The sequence below is a fragment of the Flammeovirga sp. EKP202 genome (assembly GCF_014534745.1).
GTDB lineage: Bacteria > Bacteroidota > Bacteroidia > Cytophagales > Flammeovirgaceae > Flammeovirga.
The window spans coordinates 1-19,280 of the sequence record NZ_JACVVP010000003.1 but is presented as its reverse complement, the minus strand read 5'-3'; the positions used below and the strand labels follow the sequence as shown (position 1 = coordinate 19,280).

The 19,280-nt window shown below is 37.3% G+C and carries 30 protein-coding genes and 2 tRNA genes; 4 read left to right on the top strand and 28 right to left on the bottom strand.

The genetic code is table 11. The features are described from left to right. Positions 1-132 precede the first annotated feature (132 nt). The 26 genes from carA to IC221_RS02230 form a co-directional block, all read right to left on the bottom strand. On the bottom strand, positions 133-1,227 hold the full coding sequence (gene carA / locus IC221_RS02355) for a glutamine-hydrolyzing carbamoyl-phosphate synthase small subunit (protein ID WP_044203111.1): 1,095 nt from the start codon (positions 1,225-1,227) through the stop codon (positions 133-135). A 230-nt stretch (positions 1,228-1,457) separates the two neighbouring features. Continuing rightward, a complete protein-coding gene (gene rplQ / locus IC221_RS02350) occupies positions 1,458-1,928 on the bottom strand; it encodes a 50S ribosomal protein L17 (protein WP_044203110.1) in 471 nt (156 codons plus the stop codon). Positions 1,929-2,084: 156 nt separating this feature from the next. Continuing rightward, on the bottom strand, positions 2,085-3,080 hold the full coding sequence (locus tag IC221_RS02345) for a DNA-directed RNA polymerase subunit alpha (protein WP_188167419.1): 996 nt from the start codon (positions 3,078-3,080) through the stop codon (positions 2,085-2,087). Between the two features lie 100 nt (positions 3,081-3,180). Next, positions 3,181-3,786, bottom strand: coding sequence for a 30S ribosomal protein S4 (rpsD, locus tag IC221_RS02340; RefSeq protein ID WP_188167418.1), 606 nt, complete (start codon positions 3,784-3,786; stop codon positions 3,181-3,183). 144 nt (positions 3,787-3,930) lie between these two features. Next, positions 3,931-4,326 (bottom strand): 30S ribosomal protein S11, encoded by a 396-nt coding sequence (gene rpsK, locus IC221_RS02335; RefSeq protein WP_044203107.1) that lies wholly within the window; start codon positions 4,324-4,326, stop codon positions 3,931-3,933. Between the two features lie 36 nt (positions 4,327-4,362). After that, positions 4,363-4,731 (bottom strand): 30S ribosomal protein S13, encoded by a 369-nt coding sequence (rpsM, locus tag IC221_RS02330; protein WP_044203106.1) that lies wholly within the window; start codon positions 4,729-4,731, stop codon positions 4,363-4,365. Between the two features lie 62 nt (positions 4,732-4,793). Next, positions 4,794-4,910: a 50S ribosomal protein L36 gene (gene rpmJ / locus IC221_RS02325; RefSeq protein WP_082026427.1), complete on the bottom strand. Its 117-nt coding sequence runs from the start codon at positions 4,908-4,910 to the stop codon at positions 4,794-4,796. A gap of 225 nt (positions 4,911-5,135) precedes the next feature. After that, the gene (gene infA / locus IC221_RS02320; protein ID WP_044203105.1) at positions 5,136-5,354 is read right to left on the bottom strand and encodes a translation initiation factor IF-1; all 219 of its coding nucleotides are present in this window, start codon (positions 5,352-5,354) and stop codon (positions 5,136-5,138) included. 11 nt (positions 5,355-5,365) lie between these two features. After that, a complete protein-coding gene (gene map, locus IC221_RS02315; RefSeq protein WP_188167417.1) occupies positions 5,366-6,139 on the bottom strand; it encodes a type I methionyl aminopeptidase in 774 nt (257 codons plus the stop codon). Then, positions 6,139-7,461, bottom strand: coding sequence for a preprotein translocase subunit SecY (gene secY / locus IC221_RS02310; protein ID WP_044203103.1), 1,323 nt, complete (start codon positions 7,459-7,461; stop codon positions 6,139-6,141). The genes map and secY overlap by 1 nt, the downstream gene beginning before the upstream one ends. A 6-nt stretch (positions 7,462-7,467) precedes the next feature. Beyond that, positions 7,468-7,917, bottom strand: a complete 450-nt coding sequence (gene rplO, locus IC221_RS02305; RefSeq protein WP_044203102.1) for a 50S ribosomal protein L15 — start codon at positions 7,915-7,917, stop codon at positions 7,468-7,470. 59 nt (positions 7,918-7,976) lie between these two features. Then, a complete protein-coding gene (rpmD, locus tag IC221_RS02300; protein ID WP_044203100.1) occupies positions 7,977-8,156 on the bottom strand; it encodes a 50S ribosomal protein L30 in 180 nt (59 codons plus the stop codon). Positions 8,157-8,174: 18 nt separating this feature from the next. After that, on the bottom strand, positions 8,175-8,699 hold the full coding sequence (gene rpsE, locus IC221_RS02295) for a 30S ribosomal protein S5 (RefSeq protein WP_052444226.1): 525 nt from the start codon (positions 8,697-8,699) through the stop codon (positions 8,175-8,177). A gap of 5 nt (positions 8,700-8,704) precedes the next feature. Next, positions 8,705-9,058 carry a 50S ribosomal protein L18 gene (gene rplR / locus IC221_RS02290; protein WP_188167416.1) on the bottom strand — a complete coding sequence of 118 codons (354 nt, stop codon included), beginning with the start codon at positions 9,056-9,058 and terminating at the stop codon, positions 8,705-8,707. 5 nt (positions 9,059-9,063) lie between these two features. Beyond that, positions 9,064-9,621: a 50S ribosomal protein L6 gene (gene rplF / locus IC221_RS02285; RefSeq protein WP_169654179.1), complete on the bottom strand. Its 558-nt coding sequence runs from the start codon at positions 9,619-9,621 to the stop codon at positions 9,064-9,066. An 80-nt stretch (positions 9,622-9,701) separates the two neighbouring features. Beyond that, on the bottom strand, positions 9,702-10,100 hold the full coding sequence (rpsH, locus tag IC221_RS02280; protein WP_062619153.1) for a 30S ribosomal protein S8: 399 nt from the start codon (positions 10,098-10,100) through the stop codon (positions 9,702-9,704). A 57-nt stretch (positions 10,101-10,157) separates the two neighbouring features. Further along, entirely contained in the window at positions 10,158-10,427 is a 270-nt protein-coding gene (gene rpsN, locus IC221_RS02275) for a 30S ribosomal protein S14 (RefSeq protein ID WP_044203093.1), read from the bottom strand. A 15-nt stretch (positions 10,428-10,442) separates the two neighbouring features. Beyond that, positions 10,443-10,991: a 50S ribosomal protein L5 gene (gene rplE, locus IC221_RS02270; protein ID WP_044203091.1), complete on the bottom strand. Its 549-nt coding sequence runs from the start codon at positions 10,989-10,991 to the stop codon at positions 10,443-10,445. Then, complete coding sequence (gene rplX / locus IC221_RS02265; protein WP_188167415.1) at positions 10,991-11,314, bottom strand: 50S ribosomal protein L24; 324 nt, start codon at positions 11,312-11,314, stop codon at positions 10,991-10,993. Before rplX ends, rplE begins: the two co-directional genes overlap by 1 nt. A 5-nt stretch (positions 11,315-11,319) precedes the next feature. Beyond that, positions 11,320-11,688 (bottom strand): 50S ribosomal protein L14, encoded by a 369-nt coding sequence (gene rplN / locus IC221_RS02260; protein WP_044203087.1) that lies wholly within the window; start codon positions 11,686-11,688, stop codon positions 11,320-11,322. Positions 11,689-11,759: 71 nt separating this feature from the next. Beyond that, positions 11,760-12,014: a 30S ribosomal protein S17 gene (gene rpsQ / locus IC221_RS02255; protein WP_044203085.1), complete on the bottom strand. Its 255-nt coding sequence runs from the start codon at positions 12,012-12,014 to the stop codon at positions 11,760-11,762. Positions 12,015-12,032: 18 nt separating this feature from the next. Beyond that, the gene (gene rpmC / locus IC221_RS02250; RefSeq protein ID WP_063768999.1) at positions 12,033-12,365 is read right to left on the bottom strand and encodes a 50S ribosomal protein L29; all 333 of its coding nucleotides are present in this window, start codon (positions 12,363-12,365) and stop codon (positions 12,033-12,035) included. A gap of 9 nt (positions 12,366-12,374) precedes the next feature. After that, complete coding sequence (gene rplP, locus IC221_RS02245; protein ID WP_044203083.1) at positions 12,375-12,800, bottom strand: 50S ribosomal protein L16; 426 nt, start codon at positions 12,798-12,800, stop codon at positions 12,375-12,377. Positions 12,801-13,156: 356 nt separating this feature from the next. Then, positions 13,157-13,942 (bottom strand): SdiA-regulated domain-containing protein, encoded by a 786-nt coding sequence (locus tag IC221_RS02240; RefSeq protein ID WP_188167414.1) that lies wholly within the window; start codon positions 13,940-13,942, stop codon positions 13,157-13,159. 157 nt (positions 13,943-14,099) lie between these two features. After that, positions 14,100-15,500 carry a choice-of-anchor Q domain-containing protein gene (locus IC221_RS02235; protein ID WP_188167413.1) on the bottom strand — a complete coding sequence of 467 codons (1,401 nt, stop codon included), beginning with the start codon at positions 15,498-15,500 and terminating at the stop codon, positions 14,100-14,102. Positions 15,501-15,507: 7 nt separating this feature from the next. Continuing rightward, the gene (locus tag IC221_RS02230) at positions 15,508-15,993 is read right to left on the bottom strand and encodes an NADH-quinone oxidoreductase subunit A (RefSeq protein ID WP_188167412.1); all 486 of its coding nucleotides are present in this window, start codon (positions 15,991-15,993) and stop codon (positions 15,508-15,510) included. An 83-nt stretch (positions 15,994-16,076) separates the two neighbouring features. On the opposite strand from IC221_RS02230, the gene sdaAA reads away from it, so the two are divergent. Next, positions 16,077-16,979, top strand: coding sequence for an L-serine ammonia-lyase, iron-sulfur-dependent, subunit alpha (sdaAA, locus tag IC221_RS02225; RefSeq protein ID WP_188167411.1), 903 nt, complete (start codon positions 16,077-16,079; stop codon positions 16,977-16,979). 114 nt (positions 16,980-17,093) lie between these two features. Here sdaAA and IC221_RS02220 read toward each other — a convergent pair whose 3' ends face one another. Then, the gene (locus IC221_RS02220) at positions 17,094-17,264 is read right to left on the bottom strand and encodes a hypothetical protein (RefSeq protein ID WP_156152273.1); all 171 of its coding nucleotides are present in this window, start codon (positions 17,262-17,264) and stop codon (positions 17,094-17,096) included. A 107-nt stretch (positions 17,265-17,371) separates the two neighbouring features. Further along, positions 17,372-18,190: a nucleoside triphosphate pyrophosphohydrolase gene (gene mazG / locus IC221_RS02215; protein WP_223241268.1), complete on the bottom strand. Its 819-nt coding sequence runs from the start codon at positions 18,188-18,190 to the stop codon at positions 17,372-17,374. A gap of 118 nt (positions 18,191-18,308) precedes the next feature. Here mazG and IC221_RS02210 point away from each other — a divergent pair, with 118 nt between their 5' ends. The 3 genes from IC221_RS02210 to IC221_RS02200 all read left to right on the top strand — a co-directional run bounded on the left by IC221_RS02210 (position 18,309) and on the right by IC221_RS02200 (position 19,276). Further along, positions 18,309-18,983: a SprT-like domain-containing protein gene (locus tag IC221_RS02210; protein ID WP_188167410.1), complete on the top strand. Its 675-nt coding sequence runs from the start codon at positions 18,309-18,311 to the stop codon at positions 18,981-18,983. Between the two features lie 108 nt (positions 18,984-19,091). Then, positions 19,092-19,164, top strand: a tRNA-Phe gene (locus IC221_RS02205). Positions 19,165-19,203: 39 nt separating this feature from the next. Continuing rightward, positions 19,204-19,276 (top strand) — tRNA-Phe (locus IC221_RS02200). Positions 19,277-19,280: the final 4 nt, after the last annotated feature.

Sequence of the window (19,280 nt, the reverse complement as noted above, 5' to 3'; positions counted from 1 at the left end):
AAGTATCAAACTAAAAGTCATATTTATAAACGCATATTAATACAAAAAGTATACAATAATTGTTTTTTTACAAATTAAAAAAGTCCAATTAGAATTACTAATTGGACTTTTAAATTTATATTCTATGTAGAATTAATTGCCTTGAATAAGTTCTAAGAATCTTGTGAAAAGATATCTTGAATCATTAGGTCCTGGAGATGCCTCAGGGTGATATTGTACCGAGAATGCCTTTTTTCCATTTACTTTAATTCCTTCTACAGTTTCGTCATTTAAGTTAGTGTGAGTTAACTCAACTACATCACTGCTATCAATGCTTTCCATTTTCACTGCAAAACCATGATTCTGTGAAGTAATTTCAGATCTACCTGAAACCAAGTTTTTCACTGGGTGGTTTGCTCCTCTATGACCGTGGTGCATCTTATAAGTCTCAAGGCCCATAGCTCTTGAAATAATTTGATGCCCTAAGCAAATACCGAATAAAGGCTTATCTGCCTCTAAAATAGCTTTAGCAGTTTCTACTGCATAATCCATTGCTCCTGGATCACCAGGTCCATTTGACAAGAAGTATCCATCAGGTTTCCACTGCTTCATTTGTTCATAAGTAGTGTTTGATGGAAATACTTTACATAACATGCCTCTTTCAGTGAAGTTTGTTAAGATTGACTTTTTAACACCTAGATCCAAAACTGCAACCTTTACTGCTGCATGAGGATCACCAACAAAATAAGGCTCTTTTGTACATACCTCTGAAGATAATTCAAGACCATCCATATTTGGTGTTTCTTCCAAACGTTTCTTGATCTCTTTTAAATCCTCGATTTCTGAAGTAATGATTGCATTCATTGCTCCTTGCGTACGGATATGCTTCACAAGCTCTCTAGTGTCAATATCAGCAATACCTACTAAATTGGCAGTTTCTAGGTAATCTTGCAAAGATCCTTCAGCTGTATTTCTTGAAAAAACACTTGAAAAGCTTTTTACAACAAGACCATTAATTTGAGGTTTAGAGGATTCATTCTCATTGTGAACTGTTCCATAGTTTCCAATATGAGAAACAGTATTTACAATAATTTGTCCGTAGTATGATGGATCTGTATAGATCTCTTGGTAGCCAGTCATACTTGTATTGAAACAAATTTCTCCAGTAGTGGTACCAATTGCACCGATAGCAGTACCTGTGTAGGTTGTGCCATCTTGTAGCATTAGTATCGCAGTCTTCTTCTCCATTGATTATTACAGTCTTATTGAACTTAGATTGTGCAAATTTAAAAAAAAATAGGAATAAACGAATTGTTTATTTTTAAGTATGTTAACATTTTTCAGTTATAGCCATTTGAATAACATTTTTTAATGTTAATTCAATTGTTTGGGCGGTGATGTCAAAATACTTAGGCCTAAAAAAAGGGAAATAGTTACAAGAACTATTTCCCTATTTATATTAATAAACCCTCATCAGATTACTCTGCTGATTCGTTATTGTTTTCAGCTTCTGCAGTTGGCTCTGCTGGAGCTGCTGATTTCTTTCTAGAACGACGAGTTTTTGTTTTCGTCTCTTTCACGTTGTAGATATCGTTGAAGTCTACAAACTCGATCATTGCCATCTCAGCACCGTCACCTAAACGACGACCTGTTTTGATGATACGAGTATAACCACCTGGACGGTTGATAACAGCATCACGAACTGTAGTGTAAAGCTCAGTAGTAGCTTCTTTGTCTCTTAAGTAAGAGAATACTACACGACGAGAGTGCATTGTATCGTTTTTAGACTTAGTTACTAATGGCTCAATGTAAGTACGAAGAGCTTTCGCTTTAGCAACAGTAGTAAATACACGCTTGTGCTCGATTAATGAACAAGCCATGTTCGCTAACATTAGCTCTCTGTGCTTCTTTTGTCTACCTAAGTGGTTGAATTTTTTACCGTGTCTCATTTTTCACCTTAATGAATGATAAAGCCGTATTAGGAACTTTACCAAATTTTAAAAATAATTTTTAGGACTTGTAAGTATCAACTAAGCCTTAGCTTAATTTCTACCGGTGATTTCAGAAATTGCCGTGTCCAAGGTACAATTCCCTATCAGAAAAGATTAATCTTCGTCCAAACGGTACTTAGATACATCCATTCCGAATGATAAATTTCTGTCAGACATTAAAGTTTCTAACTCAGTAAGAGATTTCTTACCAAAGTTTCTAAACTTCATCATATCAGAAATTTCTAAAGAGGCTAAATCACCTAATGTTTTCACATCAGCAGCCTTCAAACAGTTATATGCACGTACAGATAATTCAAGGTCAGATAATGACGTTTTAAGTAGCTTACGCATTCTTAAGTATTCGTCATCAATTTCAACTGCACTTCCATCTGTAGGATCGTCCATAATCATGTTTTTGTCTGAGAACAACATGAAATGTTGAATCAGGATATTGGCAGCTCCTTTTAACGCTTCTTCAGGATGAATTGAACCATCAGATTCTACTTCAATCACTAATTTTTCAAAGTCAGTACGGTCATCAACTCTCAGATCTTCTACTCTGTACTGAACATTTTTGATTGGCGTAAAAATAGCGTCAATTGGAATAAAACCTATAATATCGTCAGCTTCGCTCTCTGTTTGGTCGTCTGCAGATAGGTAACCTCTACCATTATGAATTGTAAATTCAACTTGTAAGTTTACACTTTCGTCAAGATTACAAATCACAAAGTCGGGATTTAGGATTTCGAATTCCTCAGTAAACTGAGCAATATCTCCAGCCTTAAATTCGCTTTTACCACTAAGATTTACGCTGATTTTTTGTGAAGGGTTTTCACTTACAGCTTTAAATCGAACTTTTTTCAAGTTCAAAATAATCTCAGTCACGTCCTCCACAACACCATCGATTGTAGAATACTCATGAAGAACATTTGGAAACTTAATTCCTACAATAGCATACCCTTCAAGTGATGAAAGTAATATACGTCTAAGCGCGTTACCTATTGTTAAACCGTAACCTCTTTCTAGTGGTTTAAATTCGAAAAGACCTTTAAAATCATCAGCCTTTTCCATTACCACCTTATCAGGTTTTTGGAAAGCAAGAATGGACATATAAAAGTTGTGGTTTTAATAAATTTAATAAGAGCTCATACGAAAAGCTCCTAAGAAAATTAAAGATAATCTTCTTAGAAGCTTTTTCCAAAGATCTATATTACTTAGAGTACAACTCGACGATAAGTTGCTCTTGAATTTGTTCAGGAATTTCATCACGTTCTGGGAACTGAACGAATCTACCTGTCATATTCTCTGAGTTATATTCTAACCAAGAGTATGCAGTACGTTGTTTACCAGAAGTTGCTTCCTTGATCACTTTGTTTGTTTGTGACTTAGCACGAACACCAATTACGTCACCAAACTTCAAAGTATATGAAGGAATATTCACTACTTTACCGTTCACAGTAATGTGTTTGTGTGATACTAACTGACGAGCAGCACGACGAGTAGGAGCGAAACCTAAACGGTATACTGTGTTGTCTAATCTAGCTTCTAACAATTGAAGCAAGTTAGTACCTGTGATGCCTGATTTGTTGGCAGCTTTTTCGAAAACGTTGCGGAACTGACGCTCTAATACACCGTAAGTGTATTTAGCTTTCTGCTTAGCAGCAAGCTGGATAGCATATTCAGACTGCTTACGACGTCTGTTTTTACCGTGCTGTCCTGGAGGATACGCCTTTTTCTTAAGTTCCTTGCATGCCCCGAAGATTGGATCATTAAACTTTCTAGCAATCTTCGACGTAGGCCCTGTATATCTAGCCATTTTTCTCTAGAATTTTAGGAGTGTCTATAATAATTTAATTCAGGAGGTGCTAATGATCTCTGCCGTGGCTTAAGACGACAGACCTTACAAATAATGTTTTAACACACTCAATGATTGTATTCTCAAAAAGATGAGAAGGTCGTATCAGACTCTTCTTCTCTTTGGAGGACGACAACCGTTGTGAGGTAGAGGAGTAACATCTTTGATGATTGTTACTTCGATACCTGAGTTTTGTACGGTACGGATAGCCGCTTCACGACCTGATCCTGGACCTTTAACAAAAACCTCTGCTTTACGCATACCTAAGTCATAAGCTACTTTAGCAGCATCTGATGACGCTTGTTGTGCAGCGTAAGGAGTGTTTTTCTTTGAGCCTCTGAAGCCCATTTTACCAGCTGAAGACCAAGAAATCACTTGTCCTTCTTTGTTGGTGAAAGAGATGATAATGTTGTTAAAAGAAGCTTTGATATGTACTTCTCCCTCCTGAGTAACATTAACTACTCTTTTCTTCGCTTTTTCGTTTTTTCTTCTTTGAGCCATAATTCTTATTGTTCAGCTTAAGCGCTAAAAACTAAATTATTTCTTCTTGTTTGCAACTGTCTTACGCTTACCCTTACGAGTACGTGAGTTGTTCTTGGTATGTTGACCACGAACTGGCAAACCTCTTCTGTGACGAAGACCTCTGTAACATCCGATATCCATTAAACGTTTGATGTTTAATTGAATCTCTGATTTTAACTCACCTTCGATTTTGTGACCTTCTGTAATAAGCTCACGAATCTTTTGTGATTCTTCGTCAGTCCAATCTTGAACTTTTTTATCCTGGCTTACTTCTGCTTCAGCAAGGATATCTGCCGCTGACGCTCTACCAATTCCAAAGATGTAAGTTAATGCAATTACACCTCTTTTGTTATTTGGGATGTCAACACCTGCAATACGTGCCATGTTTTACTGTGAACGGTTACTTTGTAAAACTAAATTTTAACTATCGCTTATTGTACTAACAATTAACCTTGACGTTGTTTATGTCTAGGGTTTTTCTTGTTGATAACGTACAATTTGCCTTTGCGGCGGATGATCTTATCGTCCGCACTGCGTTTTTTGATAGAAGCTTTGACTTTCATTGCTCCAATTGTTTAGAAAACGTTATAAATCCTTGATTTAAAATGTCAAGGCACCCGAAAGTCGCCTATCCATGCTCAGTTTATCCATATAAAAAACATCACATGCACATAACCTACCTTCTTAAATGCAAAAATAGAGGGAATAATTCCCTTATTTTGTTTCCGTATGTTAACTTAAATGAATAAAATTAAATACGGGCGTGCAAAGATAGACATTTTTTTGAATTATTTATATCTATAAACAATTCTTCCTTTAGTAAGATCGTAAGGTGACATTTCCAAACGCACTTTATCACCAGGGAGAATACGAATGTAGTGCATACGCATCTTACCAGAAATATGTGCTATTACCTGGTGTCCATTCTTCAACTCCACACGGAACATGGCGTTAGAAAGTGCCTCTACGATCGTACCGTCTTGGGTAATGTTTGATTGTTTTGGCATTTGATTATTAATTAAAATGGATATACTTCCTCAATGTACTTGAATGTTGTCAACACTTCAGTTTGACCATTTACAATAGCCACTGTATGTTCATAATGAGCGGAAGGTTTACGATCTCTTGTACGGATTGTCCAACCATCACGGTCTTGTGTGATCGCTCTTGTTCCCATATTGATCATAGGCTCAATTGCGATTACCAATCCATCTTTGATTTTTAAACCTCTTCCTCGTTTACCGTAATTAGGTACTTCTGGCTTTTCATGTAAGTTTTTACCTAGACCATGACCCACCAATTCTCTAACTACGCCATAACCATGCATTTCAGCGTGTTGCTGCACTGCGTGGCTGATATCACCAATTCTGTTATTGATTTTGCATTCCTCAACTCCCTTTTGAAGGCACTCTTGAGTAACCTTTAAAAGTTTCATTGTTTCAGCATCTACTTCTCCTACAGGATAAGTATAGGCACTATCTGAATGAAAACCGTCAAGTAGGACACCACAATCTAAAGATATGACATCACCACTCTTAATCACATAATCAGATGGTAAACCATGTACAATAACGTCATTTAATGACATGCATAATGTACCAGGAAACCCATTATAATTCAAGAATGAGGGGTAAGCCCCATTATCCTGGATAAATTCTTGAGCGATTTTATCCAAAGCATTAAGGCTAACCCCTTCTTTAATATTTTTTGCGACCTCACCATGAGCACGACCGAGTAAATCAGCCGATTTGCGCATAAGTTCGATCTCTTCTTCTGTTTTGTAGTATACCATTAGACTGTTGCCACATTTTGGCGGCCTTTGATATTACCAGACTTCATCATTGAATCATAGTTTTGCATTAGCAAGTACGATTCAATTTGTTGTAATGTATCCAAGATCACACCTACCATAATGATTAATGATGTACCACCATAGAATCTTGAGAAGGCTGAACTTACACCTAACATACTTGCAAAAGCAGGTAAGATAGCTACTACTGCTAAGTAGATAGCTGAAGGTAAAGTAATACGATCTAGAATCCAACTTACAAAACTTGAAGTCTCTTCACCTGGCTTGACATTTGGAACAAATGCGTTATTTCTCTTTAAATCTTCTGCCATTTGATCAGGATTGATCGTGATAGCAGTATAGAAATAAGTGAAAATAAGAATAAGCATACCGAAAGTGAAATTATACGCAAAAGATGTGTAATCAGAGAAATTCTGCATTACCCATCTAGCGGCATCACTATCGTCTGCCCAAACACCAGCAATCAATGAAGGAAGGAACATAAGCGATTGAGCGAAGATAATAGGCATCACGTTCGCAGCATTCACTTTTAAGGGAATGTATGAACGTTGACCTGTAGCAAGCGTACGCTTCTTACCTCCAGCACCAACAACTTGACGTGCGTATTGCACTGGTACTTTACGAACGGCAGCGTTTAATAAAACAACTCCCATTACGATAAAGAATAAAGCAACTAATTCAACTACCAAAATGATACTGAATCCCTGTGTTTGGAATTCTTGAACAATTGCCGTTGGAAAACCTGAAATAATACCGATCATGATCAGCATTGAAATACCGTTTCCAATTCCTTTCTCCGTGATTTTCTCACCAAGCCACATACAGAAAACTGTACCCGCAGTCAAAATAATCATTGACGCTGGGTAAAATAATGACTGGCTGATTACGATAGCTTCATTAGGGATTGTAGAGTATAAATACCCTGATCCTTGTGCTAAAGTAATCACGATCGTCAAAACACGCGTAATTTGGTTCATGCGCTTACGTCCTGACTCTCCTTCCTTCTGCAAACGCTGGAAGTAAGGGACAGCCATACCTAACAATTGGATCACAATGGATGCCGAAATGTAAGGCATAATACCAAGAGCGAAGATAGAAGCACGCGTAAATGCTCCACCTAAAAAGATGTTTAACATCCCCAAAAGACCACCTGATGAATCAGATAGTGCACTTGGATCAACTCCTGGAAGGACGATATACGACCCCAATCTAAAAATCGCTAGGAAACCCAGAGTGTAGAAAATCCTATCTCTGAGCTCCTCGATTGAAAAAATGTTCTTCAGTGTCTTGACAAACTTATTCATAGCTTCTTACAATGTAATCGCTTTTCCGCCTGCTTTTTCGATTGCCTCTTTAGCAGATGCAGAGAAAGCGTTCGCCGAAATCTCTACTGTTGCAGTTAGCTCACCATTACCAAGAACTTTAACTAAACCGTTCTTAGCAACAACGCCTAACTCCACGAATGTCTCAAATGCGAAAGTAGTAATTCCTTTCTCTGTAGCGATCTTTTGGATATCATCCAAGTTGATTACGCTATACTCAACTCTGAAAGGAGCTTTGAAGCCAAATTTAGGCACGCGACGCTGTAATGGCATTTGACCTCCTTCGAAGCCAAACTTCTGGCTGTAACCAGAACGAGACTTAGCACCTTTGTGACCACGTGTTGATGTGCCACCACGGCCTGAGCCTTGTCCACGACCTACGCGCTTATTTTGGCGAACTTTACCGCCTTTCGCAGGACTTAGTGTATGCAGTTTCATGACTGTTTCCCAATTAATACCTTTAAAGTACTAATGCCTTGTGCAAAAGTACAAAGAATTTACAACTCTTCAACACTGATTAGGTGATCAACTGCCTTAACCATGCCAAGGATCTGTGGATTTACTTCTTTTTCCACAGTTTTGTTGATTTTTCCTAAACCAAGTGCTTTAATTGTGCGTTTTTGTCTTTCAGGACGACCGATCAACGATCTAACCTGAGTAATACGGATCTTTGCCATAACAGATTAAATTTTTGATTAGCCGTTAAAAACTTTGCTCAATTTCACGCCGCGTTGCTCCGCTACCATGCGTGGATCACGCATTTTTAGTAACGCGTCGAAAGTTGCTTTAACCACGTTGTGTGGGTTAGAAGAACCTTGCGACTTTGCCAATACGTCATGAACACCTGCTGATTCAAGCACTGCACGCATCGCACCACCTGCGATAACACCAGTACCTGCAGAAGCAGGTTTGATTAGCACGCGTCCGCCACCGAACTTACCTTTTTGAGGGTGTGGTACAGTACCTTTCAATACTGGAACCTTCATAAGGTTTTTCTTAGCGTCGTCGATGCCTTTAGTGATTGCATCAGTTACTTCGTTAGCTTTACCTAAACCATAACCTGCAACACCATCACCGTTACCTACAACTACGATAGCAGAAAAGCTGAAGCGTCTACCACCTTTTACTACTTTAGCAACACGCTTAATAGCAACAACTTTTTCTGTAAGTTCTAGATCGGCTGATTTTACTTTTGTTACGTTCTGTTTCATCTCTGACAACTTCTTTAGAATTTCAAACCACCTTCTCTAGCACCTTCTGCTAACGCCTTCACTTTACCGTGGTAAAGGTAACCGTTACGGTCAAATACAACCGTAGAGATACCAGCAGCTGTAGCTTTTTCAGCAACCTTTTTGCCTACTTCTGAAGCCAAAGCAATATTCGCAGATTTGCTATCAGCATTAATCTCACGAGAGCTTGTGGCAACAACAGTACGGCCGTTTAGGTCGTCGATCAACTGCACATAGATTGCAGTGTTACTCTTATATACAGAGAGTCTAGGACGTTCTGGCGTACCAGAAATCTTCTTACGAATGCCCCTTTTGATTCTCAGTCTTCTCAGATCTTTCTTAGTGGCCATACTTGTTATTTTTTACCAGCAGCTTTACCTGCTTTTCTTCTAATCTCTTCACCAACATACTTCACGCCTTTACCTTTGTATGGTTCTGGCTTTCTGAATGAGCGAACTTTTGCAGCTACTTGTCCAACTAATTGCTTATCGACACCTTCGATAGTAACAACTGGAGCTTTACCTTTAGCTGTTTCAGCACTCACCTTGATTTCCGCTGGAACTTGGAAAAGGATACGGTGTGAATAACCAAGATCAAGGTCTAATAATTGACCTTGTACCGATGCTTTAAAACCAACACCAATTAACTCTAATGACTTTTTGTATCCTTCAGACACACCAGTCACCATGTTTTGAGTTAAAGCTCTATAAAGACCGTGTAATGAACGGTGGTCTTTATGATCTGATGGACGTACGAAACGTACTTCAGAACCTTCAATCTCAATATTGATGTCTTTGTTGATTTCCTGTTGTAACTCACCTTTAGGGCCTTTCACTACTAACACATTAGCGTCAGTAACTTTTACCTCAACACCTGAAGGGATAGTAACAGGTTTTTTACCAATTCTTGACATGGTTTTTACTATTTAGGCTTAAGGCTTTCGACTAAGGAAAGCGGTCAGCCAATTATTTAATAAAAGTATTTCTATTACTCTTAGTATACGTAGCAAAGAATCTCTCCACCAACGTTTAATTCGCGTGCTTCTTTGTCAGTCATCACACCTTTCGAAGTAGAAAGGATTGCGATACCTAAACCGTTTAATACACGCGGCATGCTCTTAGCGTTAGCATACTTACGGAGACCTGGACGTGAAACACGCTCTAAGTCAACAACCGCAGGTTGCTTAGTTACTGGGTGGTATTTCAAAGCGATTTTAATTACGCCTTGAGTATTTACACCATCCTCAAACTTGTAGCCTTGAACGAAGCCTTTCTCATGCAGTACCTTAGTCATCTGCTTCTTAATGTTAGAAGCAGGAACTTCTACGATACGCTTGTTAGCGCTGATCGCATTTCTAAGTCTCGTAAGGTAGTCCGCTATAGGATCTGTCATTGCCATTGCTTGCAAATATTTTTACAACACTAAATGTCGTAGGTTCCTAAATTTTAATTACCAGCTCGATTTTGTAACGCCTGGGATTTTACCTGCTGATGCCATTTCACGGAATGTAACACGTGAAATACCAAACTTACGCATGTAACCTTTTGGACGTCCAGTTAATTTACAACGATTGTGTAAACGAACCGGTGAAGAGTTCTTTGGTAGGGCATCTAAACCTTCCCAGTCACCTGCTTCTTTTAACGCTTTACGTTTTGCTGCATATTTTGCAACAAGTCTTTCACGCTTACGCTCTCTAGCTTTTATCGCTTCTCTTGCCATAATTTTTCGTGTTTACTACTTTTTCTTAAAAGGCATTCCAAATAATTTCAGAAGCTCATAAGCTTCTTCATCAGTGTTTGCAGAAGTAGTGAACGTGATGTCCATACCTGTCACTTTCTTTACTTGATCAATTTTGATCTCTGGGAAAATGATCTGCTCTTTCACACCTAAAGTGTAGTTACCACGACCGTCCAATTTATCTTTGATACCTTGGAAGTCACGCTCACGAGGAATAGCAATTGTGATCAAACGATCTAAGAATTGATACATTCTGTCACCTCTTAATGTTACACGAGCACCGATTGGCATTTCCTCACGTAATTTGAAGTTCGAGATTGATTTCTTAGACATCGTTGGAACTGCTTTTTGACCAGAGATAGTAGAAAGTTCTTCTACTGCGATGTCTACAAGTTTTTTATCTGCAACTGCCTCACCAACACCACGGTTAATGATGATTTTTTCCAATTTTGGAACTTGCATTACAGACTTGTAATTGAAACGCTCCTTTAATGCTGGAACGATTTCCTCCTGGTATTTGTCCTTTAATCTTGTCGCTGTAGCCATTAGTCGATAAATTTTCCAGTGTTCTTAGAATATCTTTTCAACTTACCGTTTTCGTCTTGCTTACGACCTACGCGAGTTGATTCTCCCGTTTCAGGATCGATTAACATGATGTTAGAAACGTGAATTGGTGCTTCCATTTTTTTCACACCGCCCTCAGGCTTTTCAGCTGTTGGTTTGATGTGCTTAGTTACCATATTCACACCTTCAACAGTAGCACGTTCCTTCTCACGGTCGACAGTAAGTACTACACCCTCTGAACCTTTATGGTTACCAGAGATGATCGTAACTTTGTCGCCTTTTTTGATATGGAATTTCTTATTCATAACTCTTAGAGTACCTCAGGTGCTAACGAAACGATTTTCATAAATTGCTTCTCACGAAGCTCTCTTGCGACTGGTCCGAAGATACGAGTACCTCTTGGCTCGTCCTGCGGGTTTAATAAAACCGCAGCGTTGTCTTCGAAACGAATGTAAGAACCGTCCTTTCTACGAACTTCTTTTTTTGTTCTTACAACAACCGCTTTAGATACAGTCCCTTTCTTAACGTTTGAAGAAGGGATAGCTGACTTCACAGAAACGACAATTTTGTCGCCTACTGAAGCATAGCGTTTTTTAGTACCGCCTAATACACGAATACATAAAACTTCTTTTGCTCCTGAGTTATCTGCTACTGACAGTCTTGATTCCTGTTGTATCATTCTCCTATCCTATTAAGGATTCTTTTTTTGGTGATTGTAAAAAATTAATTTTCGATGGATCGAAAAAGGAATTACTTCGCTTTCTCTACGATCTCCACCAATCTCCAACGTTTACGCGCACTCATTGGGCGCGTCTCCATGATTCTAACGGTATCTCCGATACCTGCAGTGTTGCTGTCGTCATGCGCCATAAATTTCTTAGTCGTCTTGATGAACTTACCGTACATCGGGTGCTTTTGACGTGTTTCCACTTGCACTGTGATTGACTTATCCATTTTGTCGCTTACAACGATTCCAGTACGCTGCTTTCTGAAGTTTCTTTCCATGATCCTCTGTCAGGTATCTTAGTTGTTAACTTTCTCGATGGCTCTTAAGACCATCTTCTTGTTTACAGGTGCTAAAAACGTTGATTTGTTCAAAAACTCAGTGATTGACTCACGAGTTACGTTCTCAGCTTTAACCTTTTCCTCCAACTCAACAGTCACTTTCGCATGTAAAGCTGTTTTTAAACGAGCTACTTGCTTTCTTAGTGAACTAAGTTGCATTGGGTTCTCCAATGGTGATACTGCATGAGCATAAGCTAAATCTTCAAGTTGCTTTTGAGAAGTTTTGATGTTCTCTGCTAACTCTTCTGAAGACATTGCGTTCACCTGCTTTTTTAAATCTAGTGTTTTCATCTTCTAAGCTTATCCTACGTAGTCTGGTCGAACTACAAACTTCACTTTGATTGGGAGCTTTTGTGCAGCCAATCTCATTGACTCCTGAGCTCTCTCGATTGATACTCCATCAGATTCGAACAAGATTGTTCCGGCTTTCACTGGAGCAACCCAATAAGCAGGGGCACCTTTACCCTTACCCATACGTACCTCGGCTGGCTTTGAAGTAACTGGCTTGTCAGGGAAGATACGGATCCATACCTGACCTTCACGCTTCATCGCACGAGTCATCGCAATACGAGATGCCTCAATTTGACGAGCAGTGATCCAACCACCTTCAAGAGCTTTCAAACCGAAGCTACCGAAAGAAACGCTATGACCGCGTTGCGCGATACCATGGCTTCTACTTCTTTCTTTTTGTCTCTTTCTGAACTTGACTCTTTTTGGCTGTAACATTTTCGTTCTGTTATTTACCTACACGCAGGGACCTCCTGCGATTTCTTATGCCTAAGTGCACAAACTTCTCGGAGAACTTAAAGCGTTTGACGCTAAATTCTTTTATAACAGAATCAATGTTTCTTATTATTAAGTAGTTTAGGACTTGCGCTCATGTCTAAATTATAAACGTAGTTTCCCGAGGTTTGGACTGCAAAAGTATAACACTTTTTTTTGTAATCCAAGTAGTTAGCGAAAATATCTACATGAATTTAAAATCTTTTACATTTAACAGCCAAATTTTATGTTTTGCTAATGAATCAAACCGATTCTAGTGAGAAAAAGTTAGGTTTAATGACATTTGTTTGAATATTTAATTACTCAGCATCAGGTAATTCAAGCAACATTATCACTGGAAGGTTTCCTGTTAGGTTATATTTTTCTTTCGCAAAATCAGAAACTTCTTCTCCATTATTGTCCCAACCGAGCCAAATCACGCCATCTTTGATCATTAATGCTTCAGCCATACCGTATTTTACAGGTTCGTATAATTTTTCTCCGTCTCTGCTTGCAACGTTTTTATAACTTAAATGCTGTACAACCTTATGCGTTACAGGATCTATTTTAGCAATACATAAAGCATTTCGTTCTATTCCATAAATAAATCCTTCATAGAAATATAAATCCGCAAAATCTTTAGAACACGTCTTCTTAACATCGTATTCCTCTATGATTGTATTGTTCTTTAAATCAATTTCTATTACAAATCTTGGATCTCTTTCTTTTACTAAGTAGAGAATGTGCTTTTCTTCGTCAATGGTAATCCCTTCAAAACCAGCATTTTTTTGCCATTTCTTCTTAGGAAGTTTTAATTTACTCCAATCAATTGACAATTTAGAAGAGTTCCCATTTTTTAAATCCACCTTATAAACTTCATTATTGGCTTCATTTATCAAATAAGCATCCTTATTATACAATGCAATACCTTCTATATCTATATCAACACCTAAATCAAAAGTTACTTCTAGGGAAATAGTCCAATTTTCTTCTTCCCAATTCAACTTATAGATATGATTATTTTCCTTTTTATCGGCGATAACATAAATATTATCTTCTTGATAAGAAATACCACTTAAATCGAAACGACCCTTATATTGAGTCATCTGTTTAATATCAAGTAGTTTAAGCTCCTGAATCTTCTGTCCGAATGATAATAATGAGATAGATAGGAAATAAAATAAAATTAGAATTTGTTTCTTCAATTTCGATAAAGTTATACAGTACAAACGTACTTATGTTTCTGATTTAAAAAGCATTTATTTACTCTACAGGAACAGCAGTCGGGTCAGGTACATATTGTAAAGCTCCAATATCTGGAGGTGAGTTTCTTGATACACCAACTTGATCGGTTTCAATCCCAACAACATCCACTCCTGCATCTCTAGCAGGACTCTCTTCTGATAGTTGATAATTGTAAGAATAGGGTACTTTAAAAAAGGGATCGGTATTTAAAATATTTGATTGATCAAAATCCTCTCTAGGTGATTTCAGTAAATTATGCATTACACTTATACTATTTACCCCATCAAGAATTAATATTTCTTCTCTTAAACTACCCCAGATAATACTGTTCTTTAGTGTTAAATCGATAGTATTTATTGTTTCATCTTCCGATGTTCCAAAACTTACAGATGGTCCTTCTCTGAAGAAGCCTGTATTCTCATTAACGACTGTATTGTAGATAAAATTACATTTACCGCCTGACGAATGACTATATGCATTACTTACTGTATGGCTAATAATTGAATTAACGACAGAAACATCTGCCCCAATAGCATTGATCCCTACCTGAGAAATATTCTCAATTGTAGAATTTTCTACAGTTAAATCAATAATATCATCTTCGTCTGGGTGATAAATATAGAGCCCAAAGGTAGCATTTTTTAAATGAACTCCCTTTACCTCATTGTTATTACTCAATGAATCAAATATTAAACCTCCCCACTGTCCAGGTGAATTGAAGTACCTTCCATCTACACGAATACTCTCCAAACGAATTGTATCTTCAACTGTACCCTGTAGTTTTAAAGAACCGCTTATATGGATTTTTGCATCATTATTAAAAACTAATCTTGAACCCGCCTCTACCGTCAATGAAGATGACTCGGAAACAAATAAAGAATCCACAATCACATAAGGTCTTCCTTTTGACCAAATAACGTTTCCATTAATTATTTCTCCGCCAGAGATGTAATAGGGATCTTCTGCAAAAGCACTTAAGATTACTTCTTGTCTGTTTCCGTTAGTGAAGAGGTTGACACTTCCGATAAACTCTCGGATTTCATCGTTATTTTCATGTGGAATATTAGCTTCAGCAAAAATCAGCATACTATCTCCACCTCTTAAGAAAGCATTCTCTACTTTATCCGATGCCTGACCATTAATCAGCAATTGATATACATTGTCTGGATCGGAAAGTGATATTTCGGCAATGTTCACGGCATTTTCGCTACTATTATAGACTTTAAAACGCTGTGTAATACTGGGCATATCTATCCCTTCATCCACTTTTGATGTATACAAGGTATCAAAGAAAATGGTATCTTGAGAAAACGATAATCTTATATTAGGGTCAGAAGATAAGATCTCGTCTTTAGGATCACAAGAAACAAAAAAACAGACCCCTATTGCTATATAAAAAAATAGATGAATAGATTTCAAACTAATATTATTTAGTGTATTGCTTATTAAATTGATCGTAAAGGTTCTTATCAAAACCTTTAGCGATTTGAGAAGAGCTTTCTGTAGTTGTTGGTTTCACCCAATCTAAAAAGCCTTTTTTCCAAACGTAAGCTAAGCCCACAATCAATATTCCCACAAAAAGAAATATTTCCACTAAAGCAAACCAACCCCAAACGCCATTGGTTTGTTCTATTTTTTCTGCATCACCAAATACTGTTGCCCATGGGAATAAGAATAAAATCTCTACTTCAAAAAGAAGAAAAATCAAGGCGATAATATAAAATCTTATATTGAAACCTCCCCATGCTGAACCTACCGGATCCTCTCCTGATTCATAGGTAGTCAACTTTTCATGACTTGGTCTGTTGGGACGCAATAAACTAGAAGCGATTAAACCGCCTAAAACAAAAATGACACCTACTATGACGAATAAAGCTATATTCCCGAAGTCTGTTAGGATTTGATTGCTCATAAAAATAGAAAATTCGAGGTTGAATTATTTCTTTTGTATAAATTTCGGGATAAAAATACTAACCATATAAACACTATCATAACATGGCCGTACTTTTTGAGACATTTTTAGAATGGAAAGAGTATTGTGTAAAGAAAAATATTCCTCTTTATCAACCTGTTCTTGAGTATGAAATCAGAGAAAAGGAGCGCACCAAAGATGAAATCCAAGCTGCACTAAAGAACGCTTTCCTAGTCATGAAAGACGCTGTAAAAACAGGTCTTCATGAAGATATGACCTCACGATCTGGAATGATCGAAAATGGAGGCAAAAAGGTAATGAAAACTCCAATCAACGTACTTTCTGAAGAATTTAAACTTTTGGTAGCACGTGCTTTGGCCGCCAAAGAAGTCAACTCCTGCATGGGTAGAGTTGTGGCAGCACCAACTGCTGGTGCGTCGGGAATTTTACCTGGTGTACTTGTCACTTTACAAGAGCTCCACAATATTGAGGACGAAAAAATTTATGAAGGATTGCTCATTGCCGCCGGTATAGCTCTAATTATGGAGAAAAAATCAGGTATTGCTGGTGCTGTAGGTGGGTGTCAAGCTGAAACAGGAACTGCTGCCGCAATGTCCTCTGGTGCAATTGTGCATTGCCTTGGTGGTAGCATTGACATGATTTTTAATGCAGTAGCTATCACTACTCAATGTATGTTAGGCTTGGTATGTGATCCTGTTGCAGGTCTTGTAGAAGTTCCTTGTGTGGTAAGAAATGCAAGTGCTGCTGCGATTGCCAATTCTTCAGCACAAATTGCTATTGCAAATGTAAGCGGTGTCATTCCTGTTGATGAATGTGTAGATGCAATGGGAGAAGTAGGACAAAGCATGGAAGACCGTTATAAAGAAACTGCTTTAGGTGGTTTGGCAGCTACTCCTACAGGAAAGAGCATTTCCAAAAAAGTACTGATTTCGGATATTGACATTATTGACTCTAGTGAAGAGTAATAGACCAAAATCTCTTTAAACACAAAAGGTTGCTTGTAAAGTTTTTGACTCACAAGCAACCTTCTCAGTATACATAAAAGTATACTTTATCTATAGTTTTCGATTGACAATGAATTAGAGGATATATCCCTCAAATTTTTTATTCAATTCCATCTTATTTCTAACTTTTTCCTCCTCAACATACAAGTCAAGATTTTTGATAGCAGTCTCAAAACGGTCTGCATAGTTTTTATGCTTTGTAGAATGAGATGAATTGTTTTTCTTTTTAAAGTTAAAAGTTACCATAACACCATAATTAACGAATAACAAATTGGACTAAAAACTTATAAATATCCAGATAAAGCTTTTGTATAGATTAGACAATTAGATTTAAGATATAGACAAAAAAGTTCCTATTTTTTTTCATTTTTTTTGATTTCATCCCAATACCTATCCATCTCTTCTAATGAAAGAGCCTCAAAATCAACATTTTCCTGACTCATTCTTTCTTCCATTTTGTTAAATCTATCAATGAACTTTTTATTCGTTCTTTCTAATGCATCAGAAGGGTTGATATTTAAAAAGCGTGCATAGTTGATCATTGAAAACATGACGTCTCCAAATTCATCTTCCATTTTATCTAAATTATCAGCTCCTTTATCATTAGCTATTACCTCCTCTTGAAGCTCCTGTAACTCCTCTTCTACTTTTTTGTAAACATCTTCTTTGTTATCCCATTCAAAACCAACACCTGCTGCTTTGTCCTGAATTCTTAACGCTTTCAATAATGCTGGAAGTGATTTTGGTACACCTCCCAACACTGTTTTATTTTTATTCTCTTTTTCCTTAAGTTTAATCAACTCCCAATTTCTACTTACCTCTTCAGCATCTGCAACTTCTGTATCTCCATATATATGTGGATGTCTCACGATCAGTTTTTCACAAATAGAATTGAGTACACTTTCAACATTGAAATCTCCTGTCTCTGAACCAATTTTTGCGTAAAACACCAAATGAAGCATTACATCTCCTAATTCTTTTTTGATTTCTGCTTTATCATCCTCAATGATAGCATCTGAAAGTTCGTATACTTCTTCTATGGTAAGGTGACGAAGTGATTCTAAAGTTTGTTTTTGATCCCAAGGGCACTTTTCTCTCAATTCGTCCATAATATCCAACAACCTTTTAAATGCTCTTAACCTTGGATCTTCAATCGTCATATCTCCTTTCATTTTTTTTTACTTTTATTTCAAAAGATTCCGTTTAATATTGTCAATTAGAAACACATTATTGTACTAATCAAGTAAAAATTGAATAAAGAAATAAGAAATCAATAAATTCTATATGAAAATGAAGTCCGCACAACCTCAAAATCAATCAATGACCCATACAGAAATTACAGAACGTTTATCTAAATATACGACTCCTGAGGCTGCAACGATTTTTGCACATTGGATATTGAAATATCAGATTTATGTGACTATTAAAGGAGGAAGAAAAACCATCAACGGCGATTATAGACCTCCTCAAAGAGGGCACGGCCATAAAATCAGTATTAATTCGACCTTAAATCCATATCAGTTTATCATCACTTTTACCCATGAAGTGGCACACCTCCTCACTTGGGATGAATACCAAAATAGGGTTGCTCCTCATGGAAAAGAATGGAAAAGTAATTTTAGAAGATTATTGGATTTTTTATTGGACCATAAAATCTTCCCTTCCAACTTAATCAAAGAAGTAAAAGAGCATAAAAAAAATCCTTCTGCATCAAGTGGAAATGACATTACATTAAAAAAAGCATTGGCATTTTACGACCAAGAACAAGATCATACCACCATCTATTTAGACGACATTCATGACAATGATGCTTTTTCTATGGAAGATGGAAGAATTTTTATTAGAAATAAAAAATTACGTAAGTATTATTTATGCACAGAAAAATCTACCGGCAAACAATTTAGAATCAACTCCTTAGCCAAAGTAAAACTTCTTAACAACTTAAATCACGAGAAAGCTTGTTAACTACTGTTTAATTAAAAATGAAATTTTCTTTGGCAGATAGTTTGATTAAACAACTTTTTTCCCCACTTTTGCATCGCTTTAAGCGAAAAAGGTACTTTTCTAGTATCTGGTGATGTAGCTCAGTTGGTAGAGCATCGGACTGAAAATCCGTGTGTCGGCGGTTCGAATCCGCCCATCACCACAAGTCTAAAGGTTAAACAAGACTCTAAAATAGTTTCCCGGTGATGTAGCTCAGTTGGTAGAGCATCGGACTGAAAATCCGTGTGTCGGCGGTTCGAATCCGCCCATCACCACAAG

Coding starts and splice junctions, on each gene's coding strand:
- carA (WP_044203111.1), bottom strand. CDS start 1,227: ATGGAGAAGAAGACTGCGATACTAATGCTACAAGATGGCACAACCTAC.
- rplQ (WP_044203110.1), bottom strand. CDS start 1,928: ATGAGACACGGTAAAAAATTCAACCACTTAGGTAGACAAAAGAAGCAC.
- IC221_RS02345 (WP_188167419.1), bottom strand. CDS start 3,080: ATGTCCATTCTTGCTTTCCAAAAACCTGATAAGGTGGTAATGGAAAAG.
- rpsD (WP_188167418.1), bottom strand. CDS start 3,786: ATGGCTAGATATACAGGGCCTACGTCGAAGATTGCTAGAAAGTTTAAT.
- rpsK (WP_044203107.1), bottom strand. CDS start 4,326: ATGGCTCAAAGAAGAAAAAACGAAAAAGCGAAGAAAAGAGTAGTTAAT.
- rpsM (WP_044203106.1), bottom strand. CDS start 4,731: ATGGCACGTATTGCAGGTGTTGACATCCCAAATAACAAAAGAGGTGTA.
- rpmJ (WP_082026427.1), bottom strand. CDS start 4,910: ATGAAAGTCAAAGCTTCTATCAAAAAACGCAGTGCGGACGATAAGATC.
- infA (WP_044203105.1), bottom strand. CDS start 5,354: ATGCCAAAACAATCAAACATTACCCAAGACGGTACGATCGTAGAGGCA.
- map (WP_188167417.1), bottom strand. CDS start 6,139: ATGGTATACTACAAAACAGAAGAAGAGATCGAACTTATGCGCAAATCG.
- secY (WP_044203103.1), bottom strand. CDS start 7,461: ATGAATAAGTTTGTCAAGACACTGAAGAACATTTTTTCAATCGAGGAG.
- rplO (WP_044203102.1), bottom strand. CDS start 7,917: ATGAAACTGCATACACTAAGTCCTGCGAAAGGCGGTAAAGTTCGCCAA.
- rpmD (WP_044203100.1), bottom strand. CDS start 8,156: ATGGCAAAGATCCGTATTACTCAGGTTAGATCGTTGATCGGTCGTCCT.
- rplR (WP_188167416.1), bottom strand. CDS start 9,058: ATGGCCACTAAGAAAGATCTGAGAAGACTGAGAATCAAAAGGGGCATT.
- rplF (WP_169654179.1), bottom strand. CDS start 9,621: ATGTCAAGAATTGGTAAAAAACCTGTTACTATCCCTTCAGGTGTTGAG.
- rpsH (WP_062619153.1), bottom strand. CDS start 10,100: ATGACAGATCCTATAGCGGACTACCTTACGAGACTTAGAAATGCGATC.
- rpsN (WP_044203093.1), bottom strand. CDS start 10,427: ATGGCAAGAGAAGCGATAAAAGCTAGAGAGCGTAAGCGTGAAAGACTT.
- rplE (WP_044203091.1), bottom strand. CDS start 10,991: ATGGCTACAGCGACAAGATTAAAGGACAAATACCAGGAGGAAATCGTT.
- rplX (WP_188167415.1), bottom strand. CDS start 11,314: ATGAATAAGAAATTCCATATCAAAAAAGGCGACAAAGTTACGATCATC.
- rplN (WP_044203087.1), bottom strand. CDS start 11,688: ATGATACAACAGGAATCAAGACTGTCAGTAGCAGATAACTCAGGAGCA.
- rpsQ (WP_044203085.1), bottom strand. CDS start 12,014: ATGGAAAGAAACTTCAGAAAGCAGCGTACTGGAATCGTTGTAAGCGAC.
- rpmC (WP_063768999.1), bottom strand. CDS start 12,365: ATGAAAACACTAGATTTAAAAAAGCAGGTGAACGCAATGTCTTCAGAA.
- rplP (WP_044203083.1), bottom strand. CDS start 12,800: ATGTTACAGCCAAAAAGAGTCAAGTTCAGAAAGAGACAAAAAGAAAGA.
- IC221_RS02240 (WP_188167414.1), bottom strand. CDS start 13,942: ATGACTCAATATAAGGGTCGTTTCGATTTAAGTGGTATTTCTTATCAA.
- IC221_RS02230 (WP_188167412.1), bottom strand. CDS start 15,993: ATGAGCAATCAAATCCTAACAGACTTCGGGAATATAGCTTTATTCGTC.
- sdaAA (WP_188167411.1), top strand. CDS start 16,077: ATGGCCGTACTTTTTGAGACATTTTTAGAATGGAAAGAGTATTGTGTA.
- IC221_RS02220 (WP_156152273.1), bottom strand. CDS start 17,264: ATGGTAACTTTTAACTTTAAAAAGAAAAACAATTCATCTCATTCTACA.
- mazG (WP_223241268.1), bottom strand. CDS start 18,190: ATGAAAGGAGATATGACGATTGAAGATCCAAGGTTAAGAGCATTTAAA.
- IC221_RS02210 (WP_188167410.1), top strand. CDS start 18,309: ATGAAGTCCGCACAACCTCAAAATCAATCAATGACCCATACAGAAATT.